Annotated in this window: 16 protein-coding genes and 1 riboswitch; of the genes, 8 read left to right on the top strand and 8 right to left on the bottom strand. The window is 69.1% G+C overall.

Annotated features, from left to right (window positions below; translation table 11 throughout):
* Positions 1-45: 45 nt before the first annotated feature.
* From ACIRR9_RS23445 to gcvT, 8 genes are all read right to left on the bottom strand, one after another.
* On the bottom strand, positions 46-465 hold the full coding sequence (locus ACIRR9_RS23445; RefSeq protein WP_350781766.1) for a PIN domain nuclease: 420 nt from the start codon (positions 463-465) through the stop codon (positions 46-48).
* On the bottom strand, positions 465-707 hold the full coding sequence (locus ACIRR9_RS23440) for a type II toxin-antitoxin system VapB family antitoxin (protein WP_293996899.1): 243 nt from the start codon (positions 705-707) through the stop codon (positions 465-467). The genes ACIRR9_RS23445 and ACIRR9_RS23440 overlap by 1 nt, the downstream gene beginning before the upstream one ends.
* Positions 708-794: 87 nt before the next feature.
* Positions 795-1,037 carry a hypothetical protein gene (locus ACIRR9_RS23435; protein WP_403754941.1) on the bottom strand — a complete coding sequence of 81 codons (243 nt, stop codon included), beginning with the start codon at positions 1,035-1,037 and terminating at the stop codon, positions 795-797.
* Positions 1,037-1,306: a hypothetical protein gene (locus ACIRR9_RS23430; RefSeq protein ID WP_403754938.1), complete on the bottom strand. Its 270-nt coding sequence runs from the start codon at positions 1,304-1,306 to the stop codon at positions 1,037-1,039. The genes ACIRR9_RS23435 and ACIRR9_RS23430 overlap by 1 nt, the downstream gene beginning before the upstream one ends.
* Before the next feature lie 373 nt (positions 1,307-1,679).
* Positions 1,680-3,047, bottom strand: coding sequence for an L-serine ammonia-lyase (locus ACIRR9_RS23425; RefSeq protein ID WP_365342968.1), 1,368 nt, complete (start codon positions 3,045-3,047; stop codon positions 1,680-1,682).
* Positions 3,048-3,104: 57 nt separating this feature from the next.
* The gene (gene glyA, locus ACIRR9_RS23420) at positions 3,105-4,367 is read right to left on the bottom strand and encodes a serine hydroxymethyltransferase (RefSeq protein WP_403754935.1); all 1,263 of its coding nucleotides are present in this window, start codon (positions 4,365-4,367) and stop codon (positions 3,105-3,107) included.
* 41 nt (positions 4,368-4,408) lie between these two features.
* Positions 4,409-4,786 (bottom strand): glycine cleavage system protein GcvH, encoded by a 378-nt coding sequence (gene gcvH / locus ACIRR9_RS23415; protein ID WP_384556310.1) that lies wholly within the window; start codon positions 4,784-4,786, stop codon positions 4,409-4,411.
* Between the two features lie 97 nt (positions 4,787-4,883).
* On the bottom strand, positions 4,884-6,011 hold the full coding sequence (gcvT, locus tag ACIRR9_RS23410) for a glycine cleavage system aminomethyltransferase GcvT (RefSeq protein WP_384556308.1): 1,128 nt from the start codon (positions 6,009-6,011) through the stop codon (positions 4,884-4,886).
* A 162-nt stretch (positions 6,012-6,173) separates the two neighbouring features.
* Positions 6,174-6,271, bottom strand: a riboswitch (glycine riboswitch).
* Positions 6,272-6,427: 156 nt separating this feature from the next.
* On the opposite strand from gcvT, the gene ACIRR9_RS23405 reads away from it, so the two are divergent.
* The 8 genes from ACIRR9_RS23405 to ACIRR9_RS23370 all read left to right on the top strand — a co-directional run bounded on the left by ACIRR9_RS23405 (position 6,428) and on the right by ACIRR9_RS23370 (position 16,133).
* The gene (locus ACIRR9_RS23405; RefSeq protein WP_403755045.1) at positions 6,428-7,141 is read left to right on the top strand and encodes an AAA family ATPase; all 714 of its coding nucleotides are present in this window, start codon (positions 6,428-6,430) and stop codon (positions 7,139-7,141) included.
* A gap of 285 nt (positions 7,142-7,426) precedes the next feature.
* A complete protein-coding gene (locus ACIRR9_RS23400; protein WP_123973991.1) occupies positions 7,427-8,218 on the top strand; it encodes an enhanced serine sensitivity protein SseB in 792 nt (263 codons plus the stop codon).
* 200 nt (positions 8,219-8,418) lie between these two features.
* Positions 8,419-9,174: an enhanced serine sensitivity protein SseB C-terminal domain-containing protein gene (locus ACIRR9_RS23395; RefSeq protein WP_403755042.1), complete on the top strand. Its 756-nt coding sequence runs from the start codon at positions 8,419-8,421 to the stop codon at positions 9,172-9,174.
* 402 nt (positions 9,175-9,576) lie between these two features.
* Positions 9,577-10,575 (top strand): ABC transporter permease, encoded by a 999-nt coding sequence (locus ACIRR9_RS23390; RefSeq protein ID WP_365342957.1) that lies wholly within the window; start codon positions 9,577-9,579, stop codon positions 10,573-10,575.
* A 37-nt stretch (positions 10,576-10,612) separates the two neighbouring features.
* Positions 10,613-12,385, top strand: coding sequence for an ABC transporter substrate-binding protein (locus ACIRR9_RS23385; protein WP_403754931.1), 1,773 nt, complete (start codon positions 10,613-10,615; stop codon positions 12,383-12,385).
* Positions 12,386-12,457: 72 nt separating this feature from the next.
* Positions 12,458-13,465, top strand: coding sequence for an ABC transporter permease (locus tag ACIRR9_RS23380; RefSeq protein ID WP_365342953.1), 1,008 nt, complete (start codon positions 12,458-12,460; stop codon positions 13,463-13,465).
* Positions 13,462-14,553 (top strand): ABC transporter ATP-binding protein, encoded by a 1,092-nt coding sequence (locus ACIRR9_RS23375; RefSeq protein ID WP_365342952.1) that lies wholly within the window; start codon positions 13,462-13,464, stop codon positions 14,551-14,553. The genes ACIRR9_RS23380 and ACIRR9_RS23375 overlap by 4 nt, the downstream gene beginning before the upstream one ends.
* Complete coding sequence (locus tag ACIRR9_RS23370) at positions 14,550-16,133, top strand: ABC transporter ATP-binding protein (RefSeq protein WP_403754927.1); 1,584 nt, start codon at positions 14,550-14,552, stop codon at positions 16,131-16,133. The genes ACIRR9_RS23375 and ACIRR9_RS23370 overlap by 4 nt, the downstream gene beginning before the upstream one ends.
* The last annotated feature ends 34 nt before the right edge of the window (positions 16,134-16,167 follow it).

The raw sequence follows: 16,167 nt of genomic DNA, 5'->3' as shown, positions 1-16,167 counted from the left end.
GCTCCCTGTAGGAGTCGGTGGTCTCAATTGCGGTCTCAGTACCGTTCAGCGGTCGGCGATGCCTGGTGGCACGACCCACTCGGTGGGTTGGCCGGTGAGGGAGGCGATCATGTCGAAGTCGCCGTCGTAGTGGAGTACGGTCAGCCGGTTCAGCTCCGCTGTGGCGGCGATGAGAAGGTCGGGGAGTGACAGTGCCCGGTGGAAGCCTGCGTTGAGAGCGTGGCGCTGGACCTCCAGGGCGCGAGTGAAAGTGTGGTCGTCACTGTGCAGGTAGTCGAAGGCGCGTAGCCAGGTACTGATTCGCGTGGCCTCGGCGGTGTCCCGGGCCGAGTGGATCATCTCGTATTCGGTGGGTTGGCAGACTGAGAGCAAGTAGCGCTCGTGGAGGGGCTTGAGTACCTCTCTGACGCCGGGTTTTGTCCAGCGCGCCAGAGCGGACTTGTCGATCAGGTAGCGGTCCTGCATCAGGCGGCTCGGCCACCTTCGCGCTTAAGGGTTCCGTCGGCGTTCCGAGGGCCGGTGCTCTCGATGATCTCGCTGAAGTCGAAGTCGCCGGCGTCCATCGCGTCGAAGCCCTCCTGTCGCAGGTGCCGTTTGACGGCGTCCTCCATGGCGAGGCGTACGGCCTGGGCTTTTGTCTTGGTGCCGAAGATGCGCATGGCCTCGGCGACCATGGTCTCATCGAGGTCGATCACTGTCCTCGCCATACTGGCCTCCTCGCGCGATCAGAACCACCAAATGATATCAGATTTGCATGAGAAGCGATATCGTATGGCGCGCCCTGGCGGGGTCCGTCATGTCGGTCGTGGAACCTGGTCGGCGTCGTCCTCCTCGCGGATGGGGACCGTCTTGAGTGTCGTGGGATCGAAGAGGACGAAGTGCTCCCGGCCCAGGGGCGATGAGGCCGGGCAGTAGAGGAACCGTTCGAGGACGTACTCGACCATGACCTCGCCCGTGGACCGGCTGTTGCGGCGGGCCAGGTTGCGCAGGTCGTTGTGGACGCGGCCTGCTGTGGTGCCGCGGGTGTGGTTGGCCATCAGGCGAGCACCGCCTCTACGGCGGGGCGGACGACGGAGAGAACGTCCAACTCGCTTGCGATGTGCTGAAGTTTGCTGACCCCGCCGCGTCCGCTCTGGCGCAGGCAGCGGCCGAGCGTGGACAGGGCGAGGGTCTCGCCGAGGCGGCTGCGGTGGCGCATCGCGTCGACGACGCTGCGGGCTGCGTTGTACATGGGGATGGTCTCTCCCGGGGCTGCTTCGAACCGTTCGATACCGATGTCGAAGGTCTTTGCGGCGTACTGCGCCACGACGGTCGGCGGTACATCCCACGGGACAGTTCGTCCATCCGCGCTTCTGTGGCCAAGTGCGCCAGATCGCGGGGGGCATGGGCCTGACGCGCCTGCGCCGTCGTGGATGTGGGGGAGAGGCCGGCCAGCCGCTGTTCCAGACGTGAGTTTTCCGCAGCGTCGATGTATCGAATGAGACCCCTCAGGCGGACTCAGGGGTTCGATTTGATGCGTCCAGTGGTGGGTGGGCGGCGCATCCGGTATTGATCACGTGTCGCGAAACTGCAGGTCAAGAGCTACTTCCATGGGGACTTCCCGGGGACTTTCCGCCGCGTAAGCAGGGAAGGCCCAGACGGCGCTGAAAGACACGAACGCGCTGGTCAGGGCCCGCTCCTCAGCACTCGATGATGTTCACCGCGAGCCCGCCCCGGGCCGTCTCCTTGTACTTGACGCTCATGTCGGCGCCGGTGTCCTTCATCGTCTTGATGACCTTGTCCAGGGACACCTTGTGGGAGCCGTCGCCGCGCATGGCCATGCGGGCCGCCGTGACCGCCTTGACCGCTGCCATGCCGTTGCGCTCGATGCAGGGGATCTGGACCAGGCCGCCGACCGGGTCGCAGGTGAGGCCGAGGTTGTGCTCCATGCCGATCTCGGCCGCGTTCTCCACCTGCTCGGGGGAGCCGCCCAGGACCTCGGCCAGCGCGCCCGCCGCCATCGAGCAGGCCGAGCCGACCTCGCCCTGGCAGCCGACCTCGGCGCCCGAGATGGACGCGTTCTCCTTGAAGAGCATGCCGATCGCGCCGGCGGCGAGGAGGAAGCGGACCACGCCGTCCTCGTCGGCGCCGGGGACGAAGTTCATGTAGTAGTGCAGTACGGCGGGGATGATCCCCGCGGCCCCGTTGGTGGGTGCCGTCACCACGCGGCCGCCCGCCGCGTTCTCCTCGTTCACGGCCATCGCGTAGAGCGTGATCCACTCCATCGCGTGCGCCAGCGGATCGCCCTCGGCGCGCAGCTGGCGCGCGGTCACGGCCGCCCGGCGCTTCACCCGGAGCCCGCCCGGCAGGATGCCCTCACGGGACATGCCGCGCGAGACGCACGCCTGCATCACCCGCCAGATGTCCAGCAGGCCCTCGCGGATCTCGTCCTCGGTGCGCCAGGCCCGCTCGTTCTCCAGCATCAGCGCGGAGATCGACAGACCCGTCTCCTTCGTCAGGCGCAGCAGCTCGTCGCCCGTGCGGAAGGGGTACTTCAGGACGGTGTCGTCCAGCACGATGCGGTCCGCGCCGACCGCGTCCTCGTCGACGACGAAGCCGCCGCCGACCGAGTAGTACGTCTTGGAGAGCAGCTCGGCGCCCTGCGCGTCGTACGCCCACAGGGTCATGCCGTTCGCGTGGTACGGGAGTGCCTTGCGGCGGTGCAGCTTCAGGTCGTCGTCGAAGGAGAACGGGATCTCGTGCTCGCCGAGCAGCCGAAGGCGCTTCGACGCCTTGATCGCCTCGATACGGTCGTCCGCCGTCTCCACGTCGACCGTGCGCGGGGAGGCGCCCTCCAGGCCGAGCAGCACCGCCTTGGGGGTGCCGTGGCCGTGGCCGGTCGCGCCCAGGGAGCCGTACAGCTCGGAGCGTACCGACGCCACGGAGGGCAGCAGGCTCTCGTTGCGCAGGCGGCGGGCGAACATCCGGGCCGCGCGCATCGGGCCGACGGTGTGGGAGCTCGACGGGCCGATGCCGATCGAGAACAGGTCGAAGACCGAGATGGCCACGGTGAACTCCTTGGAAAAGGGTGGGGGCACACACCATCGGGCGCCCCCACCAGGGAACTACTTGTTCAGGCCGGGGTAAAGCGGGTGCTTGCCGGCCAGCACCTCGACCCGGGCCTTCAGCGCGCCCGCGTCGTACGAGGGCTTCAGGGTCTCCGCGATCACGTCCGCCACCTCGGCGAAGTCCTCGGCCGTGAAACCGCGGGTGGCCAGCGCCGGGGTGCCGATCCGCAGCCCCGAGGTGACCATCGGCGGCCGCGGGTCGTTCGGGACGGCGTTGCGGTTGACCGTGATGCCGACCTCGTGGAGACGGTCCTCGGCCTGCTGCCCGTCCAGCTCGGACTCGCGCAGGTCGACGAGGACCAGGTGGACGTCCGTACCGCCGGAGAGGACGTTCACGCCGGCCTCGCGGGCGTCGGCGGCCGTCAGCCGCTCCGCCAGGATGCGCGCACCGTCCACCGTACGACGCTGCCGCTCCTTGAACTCCTCCGAGGCGGCGACCTTGAAGGAGACCGCCTTCGCCGCGATCACGTGCTCCAGGGGACCGCCCTGGAAGCCCGGGAACACGGACGAGTTCAGCTTCTTCGCGAAGTCCTGGCGGGCCAGGATGATGCCGCCGCGCGGTCCGCCGAGCGTCTTGTGGGTGGTGGAGGTGACCACGTCGGCGTACGGCACCGGGTTCGGGTGCAGACCGGCGGCCACCAGGCCGGCGAAGTGCGCCATGTCGACCCACAGGTACGCCTCGACCTCGTCGGCGATCCGGCGGAACTCCGCGAAGTCCAGCTGCCGCGGGTACGCCGACCAGCCCGCGATGATCACCTTGGGCCGGTGCTCCTTGGCGAGCCGCTCGACCTCGGCCATGTCGACCAGACCGGAGCCGTCGACGTGGTAGGCGACCACGTCGAACTGCTTGCCGGAGAAGTTCAGGCGCATGCCGTGGGTCAGGTGACCGCCGTGGGCGAGGTCCAGGCCGAGGATGGTGTCCCCGGGCTGGGCCAGCGCGAACAGGGCCGCCTGGTTGGCGGAGGCACCCGAGTGCGGCTGCACGTTCGCGTACTCGGCGCCGAACAGCTCCTTCACCCGGTCGATGGCGATCTGCTCGGTGACGTCGACGTGCTCACAGCCGCCGTAGTAGCGGCGGCCCGGGTAGCCCTCGGCGTACTTGTTGGTGAGGACCGAACCCTGCGCCTCCATGACGGCGAGCGGAGCGAAGTTCTCCGAGGCGATCATCTCGAGCGTGGACTGCTGGCGCTCCAGCTCGGCGTCGACCGCGGCGGCGACCTCCGGGTCGAGCTCGTGCAGGGGCGTGTTCAGAAGGGACATCTGGTTCTGTGACTCCTGTTTCTGCGACTTCCTACGACGCCTCAGCCGGCGGTGAAGGCGGTGTACTCGTCGGCGGAGAGCAGCTCCTCCGGCTCGCCCGCGACGCGCACCCTGAACAGCCAGCCGCCCTCGAAGGGGGCGGAGTTGACCAGAGAGGGGTCCTCCACGACGTCCTCGTTGACCGCGGTGATCTCGCCGTCGACCGGCGAGTACAGGTCGGACACCGACTTGGTCGACTCCAGTTCGCCGCAGGACTCGCCCGCGGTCACCGTGTCGCCGACCTCCGGAAGCTGGACGAAGACGACGTCACCGAGCGCGTTGGCCGCGTGCTCGGTGATGCCGACCGTCGCCACGCCGTCCTCGGCGGCCGACAGCCACTCGTGCTCCTTGCTGTAACGCAGCTGCTGGGGGTTGCTCATGGCCTGAATTCTCCTGTACGCGAGGGAGTGCTGGTGAAGGGGGGACTGCTGGAAACGTGCCTGATCAGCGAGGATGTGCGCAGGGTCACGCCGGTGGCTACTTCTGGCGCTTGTAGAAGGGCAGCGCCACGACCTCGTACGGCTCGTGGCTGCCCCGGATGTCGACGCCGACCCCCGCCGTGCCCGGCGCCGAGTGCGCCGCGTCGACGTACGCCATCGCGATCGGCCTGCCCAGCGTGGGGGAGGGGGCGCCGGAGGTGACCTCGCCGATCACCTCGCCGCCTGCCACCACCGGGTACCCGGCGCGCGGCACGCGACGCCCCTCGGCGACCAGGCCGACGAGCACCCGCGGCGGGTTCTGCCCGGCACGGGCCGCCGCCTCGGTGAGCGCCTCGCGCCCCACGAAGTCGCCCTCCTTCTCGAACTTCACCACCCGGCCCAGCCCGGCGTCGAAGGGGGTCAGCTCCGTGGTCAGCTCGTGCCCGTACAGCGGCATGCCCGCCTCCAGGCGCAGGGTGTCCCGGCAGGACAGCCCGCAGGGCACCAGGCCGACCGTGGAACCCGCCTCGGTCAGCGCCTGCCACAGCTCCACCGCGTGCTCCGGCTTCACGAACAGCTCGAAGCCGTCCTCGCCGGTGTAGCCGGTGCGCGCGATCAGCGCCGGGACCCCGGCGACGGTGCCGGGCAGCCCGGCGTAGTACTTCAGGCCGTCCAGGTCGGCGTCGGTCAGCGACTTCAGGATCCCGGGCGACTCCGGCCCCTGGACGGCGATCAGCGCGTACGCGTCCCGGTCGTCCCGCACCTCGGCGCCGAACCCGGCAGCACGCTCCCGCAGGGCGTCGAGGACGACCTGGGCGTTGGAGGCGTTGGCGACGACCAGGTACTCGGTCTCGGCCAGCCGGTAGACGATCAGGTCGTCCAGGATGCCGCCGTCGGCCCGGCAGATCATGGTGTAGCGGGCGCGGCCCACGCCGACGGAGGCGATGTTGCCGACCAGGGCGTGGTTCAGCAGGGCGGCCGCGTCCGGGCCGGTCACGGTGATCTCGCCCATGTGGGAGAGGTCGAAGAGCCCGGCCCTGGTCCGTACCGCGACATGCTCGTCGCGCTCGGAGCCGTAGCGCAGGGGCATGTCCCAGCCGGCGAAGTCGGTCATGGTCGCGCCGAGCGAGCGGTGCAGGGCGTCGAGTGCGGTACGGCGGGGTCCAGCGGAATCGGTACTGCTCATCGGTCGGTCGTCTCCCAAGGGCCCAGAGGGCATGACAGAACGGGCGAGGTCGTTCCTCCCCATCTGTCATCGGAACCTGAGAGGTTCGCCCTGACCGCAGAGCGGTCATGGCTTGCACCTTGGGTGGGGCCGCCGACACGGCGGCCCGCTTTTCAGATGTGCCTCGCCCGCGCGGTAACGGGGCCTGAGAGATTCAAGGGAGGGACTTGCTCCTTCGGCGCCCCAGCGAAGACTGCTGGGGACTCTCCCGCGCGGATTCAAACGGCCGGTATGCAGTTGGCGCGGACATCATTGCATGCCCGCCCGGCCTTTGTGACAGGGCTGTGGCGGGAAGCGGACCGAACCGCGAGACACCGTGCATTACCTTTTCTTTACGTTAAGTGGGGAGAACCTTTCCTGAACCCCCGGGGAGGACGATCACGGTGACAAGGACGACCACGGCATACGCGACCACGACGGGCATCGCCCTGCCCGGACAGCCGACGGCCCCGGCCCGCGAGCGGTGCGGCGAACTCCCCCACGCTCGGCTGCGCTCGCGCGGGGGGACCCCCATCGCACCGGTCGTCCGCGACCTGCGCGACCGCGCCGGGCGCAGCCCGCACGGTCTCCTCTTCGGCCCGCGCGACCTGGTCGTGGTCACCGGCCTGCCCGGCAGCGGCAAGTCCACCCTGATGCACCGCACCGTCCAGGGCATACGCGTCGACTCCCAGGACACCCGCGACCGCTGGGACGACCGCCTGGCCCGCTTCCTGCCGTACGCCGTCTACCGCCCGCTGGTGCGGCTCGCCCACTACGCCGGACTGCGCCGCGCGCTGCGCACCGGCGAGGGCGTGGTGGTGCACGACTGCGGCACGCAGGCCTGGGTACGGGACTGGCTGGCCCGGGAGGCACACCGCCGTGGCGGCACCCTGCACCTGCTCCTCCTCGACGTCACCCCGGGCACGGCCCTCGACGGCCAGCGCGAGCGCGGCCGGGGCGTCTCCCGGTACGCGTTCCTGCGCCACCGCAGGGCGGCCGGCCGTCTGCTGCGCGCGGCGGAGAAGGGAGAACTGCCCGAGGGCGTCGGCTCGGCGGTACTGCTCGACCGGGCTGCGGCGGACGTACTCCACCGAATCGGCTTCGAACGCTGAACCGACTGGTGGGGCCGAAGTCTGAACAGGCCGGGCGGGCCGAGTGTCGAATCGGCCGGGCGGGCCGAGTGTCGAATCGGCCGGGCGGGCCGAGTGTCGAATCAGCCGGGCGAGTCGAGTGCTGCGTCGGCTGGTGGGGCCGAGTGTCGAAGTGGCCGGGTGGGTCGAGCGTTGCGTCGGTCTGCCGGGCCGGGTGCCGTGCAGGTCGTATCGGCTGCTGGTTTTGTCGGCGCCACCCGCTAGCCTTTCCAGCCTCACCAGTGGTTCCCAGCAGGCGGTAGGCAGATGGACTTCCCGGCGGAATTTCCCGCGGACTTCCCGGCACAGGCACACCCCCACCCGCACGGCGGTTGGCCCGGCAATGAACTGGAGGAGGTCCTGTCGGCCTCCCTCGGCGTGCCCGCGGCGGCGGCCCGGCTCATCGAGGTACTGAGCCGGAGCTTCCTGTGGATCCCGCTGCCGGAGGGCGGCGGCCCGCACAGCGGTGCGCTGGACCTGCCCACCACGGAGATCGAGGGCCAGGTGTATGTGCCGGTCTTCAGCTCCGAGGAGCAGTTCCGGCTGGTCGTCGGCGCCCATCTGTCGTACACGATCGCCCCCGCCGTCGAGTTCGCCCGCGGCCTGCCCCCGCAGGTCGGCCTCGCCGTGAACCCCGGGGGAGTGGTCGGCGTCCCGCTGCCGCCGGAGGGGGTGGCCGAGCTGTGCCGCTCGCGCCGCACCGAACTGGACGGCCCCGCCTCGGGCGGCCGGGTCCGCCTCTTCGAGCCCGACTGGCAGGACGACCCGATGGACTTCCTGGCCGCGGCGTCGGCGGAGTTCGCCGCGATCGGCGTGGTCGCCACGGCCCGCCGCTGCCTGGCCGCGATCGAGACGGCCGACCCGGTGATGTTCGTGGGCGTCGAACTCAGCCAGTGGGAGGGCGACCTGCGGGCACTGCCGCTGCAGGCACTGGGTGCCGCGCTGGGCCGGGTGCCGGTGAAGTGGCCGGTCAACCTGGTCCTGCTGGACGTGGCGGACGACCCGGTGGCGCACTGGATGCGGGACAACGTCCGTCCCTTCTACCAATACGGTCACTGAAGGCGCCCTGTAAGGGGTCCGGGGCCGTACCGGTGTGCGGCTCCACCGCGTGGGCGCGACCAGCCACCACGAAACCCGTACTCGCGCACGACCAATCGGCCCCCACCTCCTGGGCGCTTAAGCTGTCACCACACGCGGGGCAACTCTTCGAAGGGGCGGTACGACAGGTGAGCGCGAGCCTCAGCGGCAGCGTCGAGCACATGCTGCGCCAGGTGACCCCCGGGCGCTACGACGCCTACGAGGCACTCCTCCGCGCCCTCGCCACGCCCTCCTCCGGCCAGGTCTGGATGCTGCTCTGGCACGGCCAGGCCGGCTCCCCCGACGCCCAGTACGGAAACATGGAGGTCGACGGCCACGGCTACGCGCCCTGCGTGACCTCGGCCCAGGAACTCTCGGCGAGCGGCTGGAACCGCTCGTACGAGGTGGTCGACGGCGTCGACGTGGCCCGCACGCTCTACCCCGACCGCTACGGCCTCTGGCTCAACCCGCACGCCCCGGGCGGCGGCGTCGGCATCCCCTGGCTGGACCTGCGCCGTATCGCGGCGGGACTGGACCGCCAGCCCGCGGGGCCGCTCAGTCTGTCGGACCCGGCGATCGAGGTCCCGCAGTTCTACGCGCTGCTGTCGCAGAACGCCCACCGCACCCCTGCGGTCCGCTCGCTCCGGCGGGCCTGGGTGCAGCCGGCGCTCGGGGCGCCGTACCTCGCGATCGGTCTCGAGGTGTACGACACCTCGCCGCCGGCGGTCGACTCGGTGCGGGCGATGATGCAGCAGTCGATCGGGGCGGTGCCGGACGGGCTGCCGGTGTCGACGGTCGCGATGACGGACGAGTTCGATCCGGTGGTGATGTGGATGAGGGCGGCCGCACGGCCGTTCTACGACCGTGAGGCGCATGCGGCGTTGCCGCCGGCTCCGGTGGCGGGGTACGGGTATCCGCCCGCCCAGAGTGGTTACTAGAGTCGTACGGCGGCCGCGGGCCGGCGGGGGCCGGTCGCAGGTTCCCCGCGCTTCTGTCGGGGTGCTGCGGCCAACGCAGTTGAGACGGTTCACAAGTTTTACGTAACGAACACATTTCTCCGCGCGTAGATCACGATGGAACGTTCCGTTCCGCCCAGTTTGCACCTTCTGCCCCAACTGACCCGCGTCCGGCGGGCGTTACCCACTGTTCGGATAACGGAATCCATCGGACTGCATCACGGTTGCGCATACTTTCCCCGTGAGATCTGGCGGGTGATCGCGACGACGCTGAAGACTCGCCTGTCAGACATGAGGTTTAAACCTCGTGATCGAGCAAGTCGACAAAGCCGCAATCCGCGGCTGGGGTAGGCCGGTCACCACCGGCGAGAGGGGTCGCTCACCGTGACCGCACCGATCGAGACCACCGGGGCGGCAGCCGAGGCACAGCCGGAGGCTGTGCTGGAGGGTGCCGGCAAGGGGCAGATCGAGGGCCGTTCCCTCGGGCAGATCGCCTGGACCCGGTTCAAGAAGGACAAGGTCGCCGTCGCGGGTGGCGTGATCGTCGTCCTGCTGATCCTCGTCGCGATCCTCGCCCGCCCCATCCAGGCCCTCTTCGGTCTCGACCCCAACGCCTTCCACCAGGACCTGATCGACGCCAACACCTCGCTGCCCAACGGCGGCTGGGGCGGCATGAGCCTGAGCCACCCGCTGGGCGTGGACCCCAAGTTCGGCCGGGACATCGCCACCCGCATCCTGGAGGGCTCCTGGGTGTCGCTGGTGGTCGCCTTCGGCTCCACCATCCTGTCCAACGTGATCGGCGCGATCATGGGTGTCGTCGCCGGTTACTACGGCGGCCGCGTGGACACGGTCATCAGCCGGCTGATGGACACCTTCCTCGCCTTCCCCCTCCTGCTGTTCGCGATCGCCATCTCCGCCACCCTGCAGGGCGGCGCCTTCGGCCTGAACGGACTGCCGCTGCACCTGAGCGTGCTCATCTTCGTCATCGGCTTCTTCAACTGGCCCTACCTGGGCCGGATCGTGCGCGGCCAGACCCTCGCCCTCCGGGAGCGCGAGTTCGTCGACGCCTCCCGCGGCATGGGTGCCAAGGGCCCGTACATCCTGTTCCGGGAGCTGATGCCCAACCTGGTCGGCCCGATCATCGTCTACTCGACGCTGCTGATCCCGACCAACATCCTCTTCGAGGCGTCCCTCAGCTTCCTCGGTGTCGGCATCCAGCCCCCGCAGGCGTCCTGGGGCGGCATGCTCCGCGAAGCGGTGACGTACTACCAGGTCGATCCCGAGTACATGATCGTGCCCGGCCTTGCAATCTTCGTGACCGTGCTGGCGTTCAACCTGCTCGGTGACGGTCTCCGCGACGCTCTCGACCCGCGCAGCCGCTGACGCCTGCTGTCACCGAGAGCCCGAAAAGTTTCCGACAATGGAGGGGAACCCGCCCATCATGCGAAGGTCAGCGCTGGCCGCGATCGCGGCCATCGGCTCCGCCACCCTGCTGGTTGCAGGGTGTAGCAAGGCCGATGACAACAAGGACGGCAACGGCGGCAGCTCCGCCGCGGCCAACGCGGCTACCAAGGGTGTCGTCAACGCGTCCGACAAGAAGGGCGGGACGCTCACCTACGAGCTGTCCGACGTCCCGGACTCGTTCGACCCCGGTAACACGTACTACGCGTACATGTACAACTTCAGCCGGCTGTACGCCCGCCCGCTGATGACGTTCGAGCCGGCCGCCGGTTCCAAGGGCAACACCCTGGTCCCGGACCTCGCCGCGAGCAAGGGCGTCCCCAGCGACGGCGGCAAGACCTGGACGTACAAGCTGCGTTCGGGCCTGAAGTACCAGGACGGCACGGCGATCACGTCCAAGGACGTCAAGTACGCCGTCGAGCGCTCCAACTTCGCGCGTGACGTGCTCTCCCTCGGCCCGAACTACTTCCAGCAGTTCCTGGTCGGCGGCGACAAGTACAAGGGTCCCTACAAGGACAAGAGCGCCGCGGGCCTCGCGTCCATCGCGACCCCGGACGACACCACGATCGTCTTCCACCTGAAGACGGCCTTCCAGGAGTTCGACTACCTGGTCGCCGCCCCGCAGACGGCCCCGGTCCCGCAGGCCAAGGACAACGGCGTCGACTACGTCAAGAACATCGTGTCCTCGGGCTCGTACCAGTTCCAGAGCTACCAGGACGGCAAGCAGGCCGTGCTGGTCCGCAACAAGAACTGGGACGCGAAGACCGACCCGCTGCGCAAGCAGCTGCCGGACAAGATCGTCGTCAACCTGAAGGTCAACGCCGAGACGATCGACAAGGACGTCCTGGCCGGCGACGCGATCGACCTCGGTGGCACGGGTGTCCAGGCCGCCACGCAGGCCCAGGTGCTCACCGACGCCAGCAAGAAGGCCAACACGGACAACACCTACGGTGGCCGTCTGGTCTACATGGCGATCAACACCAAGGTGAAGCCGTTCGACAACGTCGCCTGCCGCAAGGCCGTCGAGTACGCGATCAACAAGGTCTCGGTGCAGACCGCCGAGGGCGGCCCGATCCGCGGTGACGTGGCCTCCACCGTGCTGCCCCCGGACATCCCGGGCTACTCGAAGGCGGACGTCTACGCCACCACCGGCAGCAAGGGTGACGTGGCCAAGTCCAAGGAGCAGCTGAAGGCCTGCGGCAAGAGCAGCATCAGCACCAACATCTCGGCCCGTTCGGACCGTCCGCAGGAGATCGACGCCGCCACGGCGATCATCAACTCGCTGAAGGCCGCCGGTATCAACGCCACCCTGAAGCAGTACCCGTCGGGCAAGTACTTCACCGACTACGCGGGTGTCCCGAAGTTCACCGAGCAGCAGAACATCGGCCTGATCATGATGCAGTGGGGCGCCGACTGGCCGTCCGGCTACGGCTTCCTGCAGCAGATCCTGAACGGTGAGGCCATCGGCGCCTCGGGCAACACCAACCTGTCGCAGTACAACAACAAGGCGGTCAACGACCTGCTGGCGAAGGCGATCGGTACGCAGGACGACACCGAGCGCAACAGCCTCTACACGCAGATCGACAAGCAGACCATGGACGACGCCGCCATCGTGCCGCTGACCTACTTCAAGGTCCTGCTGGCCCGTCCGACCGGCTACACCAACCTGGTCTCCTCGGCGGCCTGGAGCGGCCAGTACGACTACCTCAACATCGGCGTCGCGTCGAAGTAGCAGCCCCGGAAGGCAGGTGAAGGCATTGGTGCCCGCGGGCCGAGAGGCCCGCGGGCACCAGCGCCGATCCCCGTGATCTCGTACATCCTCCGTCGGACGCTCGCAGCGGTGATCCTGCTGCTCGTCGTCTCCGCGGTCACCTTCGCCATCTTCTTCGTGCTGCCGCGACTCGCCGGGCAGACCGCTGATCAGCTGGCGCAGCAGTACATCGGCAAGAGCCCGTCGAAGGCGGACATCGCCGCGGTCAAGCACAACCTCGGTCTGGACCAGCCCGTCTACGTCCAGTACTGGCACTTCATCAAGGGGATCGTCTCCGGCGCCACCTACGACCTGGGCCCCACCACGGTGCACTGCAACGCGCCGTGCTTCGGCTACTCCTTCAAGACCCACCAGGCGGTCTGGCCGCAGCTGACCTCCCGGTTGCCGGTGACCCTGTCGCTGGCCGCCGGCGCCGCCGTGCTGTGGCTGGTCTCCGGCGTGGTGATCGGCGTGATCTCCGCGCTGAAGCCGCGCTCCTTCTTCGACCGCGCCTTCATGGGCGTGGCCCTCGCGGGTGTCTCGCTGCCCATGTTCTTCACGGGCAACCTGGCGATCCTGCTCTTCACCTACCAGTGGCCGATCTTCGGCCGCACCTACGTCCCGTTGACCGAGAACCCGGCACAGTGGGCCAACACCCTGATCCCCGCCTGGTGCTCGCTCGCACTCCTGTATTCGGCCATCTACGCGCGGCTCACCCGCTCGGGCATGCTGGAGACGATGAACGAGGACTACATCCGCACGGCCCGCGCCAAGGGCCTGCGCGAGCGCAAGGTCGTCGTCCGGCACGGACTGCGCGCCGCGCTCACCCCGATCATCACCGTCTTCGGCATGGACCTCGGTCTGCTGCTCGGCGGCGCGGTGATCACCGAGACCGTGTTCTCCCTGCACGGAGTCGGCCAGTACGCGGTGCAGGCCATCGACGACAACGACCTGCCCCCGATCCTCGGCGTGACCCTGCTCGCCGCATTCTTCGTAGTGATCGCAAATCTCCTGGTGGACCTGCTCTACGCGGCCGCCGACCCGCGGGTGAGGCTCTCGTGACCGAACTCTCCAAGACCGGCGCGGCCGTGGGCGAGCCCACGCAGTCCAGCCCGTCCGACGCCTTCCTCGAAGTCCGCGACCTCAAGGTGCACTTCCCGACCGACGACGGCATCGTCAAGTCGGTCGACGGACTCAGCTTCTCCCTGGAGAAGGGCAAGACCCTCTCCATCGTCGGTGAGTCCGGCTCCGGCAAGTCCGTCACCTCGCTGGCCATCATGGGCCTGCACCGGCTCGGCGCCCGCGGCAAGAACGTGCAGATGTCCGGCGAGATCTGGCTGGGCGGCAAGGAGCTCGTCAGCGCCTCCCCGGACGAGGTGCGCCGGCTGCGCGGCCGCGAGATGGCGATGATCTTCCAGGACCCGCTGTCCGCGATGCACCCGTACTACAAGATCGGCGACCAGATCGTCGAGGCGTACCGGGTCCACAACAACGTCAGCAAGAAGGTCGCCCGCGCCCGCGCCATCGAGATGCTCGACCGGGTCGGCATCCCCGAGCCCGCCAAGCGCATCGACGGCTACCCGCACGAGTTCTCCGGCGGTATGCGCCAGCGCGCCATGATCGCCATGGCCCTGGTCAACAACCCCGAGCTGCTCATCGCGGACGAGCCGACCACCGCCCTCGACGTCACCGTCCAGGCGCAGATCCTCGACCTGATCCGCGACCTCCAGAAGGAGTTCGGCTCCGCGGTCGTCCTGATCACCCACGACCTGGGTGTGGTGGCCGAGATCGCCGACGACGTCCTGGTGATGTACGGCGGCCGGTGCGTGGAGCGCGGACCGGTCGACGAGATCTTCGAGAAGCCGCAGCACCCCTACACCTGGGGCCTGCTGGGCTCGATGCCGCGCATCGACCGCGAGACCTCCGACCGGCTCATCCCGGTCAAGGGACAGCCGCCGAGCCTCATCAACGTCCCCTCGGGCTGCGCCTTCCACCCGCGCTGCCCGTACGCGGACCTGCCCAAGGGGAACGTCACCCGCACGGTCCGCCCCGAGCTGCAGCAGGTCGACGGCGGTCACTGGTCCGCCTGCCACCTCTCGGCCGAGGACCGGACGCGGATCTGGACCGAAGAGATTGCGCCGAAGCTGTGAGCGACACGAAGAAAACCGATGAGGCGGTCATCCCGCAGCAGGCGTCGGCTCCCGAGAAGGCGTCCGGGGACCGGGAGGTGCTGCTGAAGGTCGAGGGCCTGCAGAAGCACTTCCCGATCAAGAAGGGCATCCTGCAGCGGCAGGTGGCCGCGGTGAAGGCCGTCGACGGCATCGACTTCGAGGTGCGCAAGGGCGAGACCCTGGGCGTGGTCGGCGAGTCCGGCTGCGGCAAGTCGACCATGGGCCGGGTCATCACCCGCCTCCAGGACCCGACCGGCGGCAAGGTCACCTTCGAGGGCCAGGACATCACGCACCTGTCCACCGCGAAGATGCGCCCGCTGCGCCGCGACATCCAGATGATCTTCCAGGACCCGTACGGCTCCCTGAACCCCCGGCACACCATCGGCTCCATCGTCTCCGCGCCGTTCCGGCTGCAGGGCGTGGAGCCGGAGGGCGGGGTGAAGAAGGAGGTCCAGCGTCTCCTGTCGCTGGTGGGCCTCAGCCCCGAGCACTACAACCGCTACCCGCACGAGTTCTCCGGCGGTCAGCGCCAGCGCATCGGCATCGCCCGCGCGCTCGCCCTGAAGCCGAAGCTGGTCGTCGCCGACGAGCCCGTCTCCGCCCTGGACGTCTCCATCCAGGCGCAGGTCGTCAATCTCATGGACGACCTGCAGGAGGAGCTCGGCCTCACGTACGTGATCATCGCCCACGACCTTTCCGTCGTCCGGCATGTCTCGGACCGGGTCGCGGTGATGTACCTCGGCAAGATCGTCGAACTCGCGGACAGCAGCAAGCTGTACGAGACGCCGATGCACCCGTACACCAAGGCCCTGATGTCGGCCGTGCCGGTGCCGGACCCGAAGCGCCGGGGCCAGAAGAGCGAGCGCATCCTGCTCCGCGGTGACGTCCCGTCGCCGATCGCCCCGCCGTCCGGCTGCCGCTTCCACACGCGGTGCTGGAAGGCGACGGAGATCTGCAAGACGACCGAGCCCGCGCTTCTCGAACTCCGCCCGGGCCAGCGGGTCGCCTGCCACCACCCGGAGAACTTCGCCGACCAGGCCCCGCAGGACACGGTCCTGCTGACCGCGGCCAAGGAGGCCTCGGAGCTGGTGGGCGAGGCGGTCCTGGAGGAGGAGGCGAAGACGTCGGCGGCGGTGGCCGCGCTGGAGGCCGAACAGAAGCAGGAGGCGGCCGCCGAGGCCGCGGAGCCGGAGCCGACGGCCGAGACGCCGGAGGAGCCGGAGACGTCGGACTCCCAGCCGGAGGCGGCGGAGTCTGCTGCTGAGGCTCCGGCCGACGAGGCCGAGACCCCGGCCGAACCCGCGGCGGAGACCGCGGCGGAGACCGAGGAGGCGGACTCCTCGGCGGAGCCGGCCGCCGAAGCCGCCGAGCCGGCCGCCGAAGCCGCCGAGCCGGCCGCCGAAGTCGCCGAGCCGGCCGCCGAACCCGCGGAGTCGGAGCCGGAGCCGGTGGCCGAGGCCTCCGACGAGTCCGCCGACTCGACCGACTCCACCGAATCGACCGACGCCGCTGACTCCACAGCCACGTCACAGAAGTCACAGGAGCCAACCGACAAGTAGCCCATGACACAAGTGGGCAAAGTCATGTACATGC

It is taken from the genome of Streptomyces sp. NPDC101234 (assembly GCF_044767525.1).
In the GTDB taxonomy this organism is placed as follows: domain Bacteria; phylum Actinomycetota; class Actinomycetes; order Streptomycetales; family Streptomycetaceae; genus Streptomyces; species Streptomyces sasae.
Note: the sequence above shows the minus strand (reverse complement) of the source record. Positions and strands in the feature narration are given on the sequence as shown.

Bases quoted from the DNA above. Each gene is read 5' to 3' on its own strand.
- glyA (WP_403754935.1), bottom strand. From the start codon at position 4,367: ATGTCCCTTCTGAACACGCCCCTGCACGAGCTCGACCCGGAGGTCGCC.
- gcvT (WP_384556308.1), bottom strand. From the start codon at position 6,011: ATGAGCAGTACCGATTCCGCTGGACCCCGCCGTACCGCACTCGACGCC.
- ACIRR9_RS23395 (WP_403755042.1), top strand. From the start codon at position 8,419: ATGCTGCGCCAGGTGACCCCCGGGCGCTACGACGCCTACGAGGCACTC.
- ACIRR9_RS23445 (WP_350781766.1), bottom strand. From the start codon at position 465: ATGCAGGACCGCTACCTGATCGACAAGTCCGCTCTGGCGCGCTGGACA.
- gcvH (WP_384556310.1), bottom strand. From the start codon at position 4,786: ATGAGCAACCCCCAGCAGCTGCGTTACAGCAAGGAGCACGAGTGGCTG.
- ACIRR9_RS23385 (WP_403754931.1), top strand. From the start codon at position 10,613: ATGGAGGGGAACCCGCCCATCATGCGAAGGTCAGCGCTGGCCGCGATC.
- ACIRR9_RS23435 (WP_403754941.1), bottom strand. From the start codon at position 1,037: ATGGCCAACCACACCCGCGGCACCACAGCAGGCCGCGTCCACAACGAC.
- ACIRR9_RS23400 (WP_123973991.1), top strand. From the start codon at position 7,427: ATGGACTTCCCGGCGGAATTTCCCGCGGACTTCCCGGCACAGGCACAC.
- ACIRR9_RS23440 (WP_293996899.1), bottom strand. From the start codon at position 707: ATGGCGAGGACAGTGATCGACCTCGATGAGACCATGGTCGCCGAGGCC.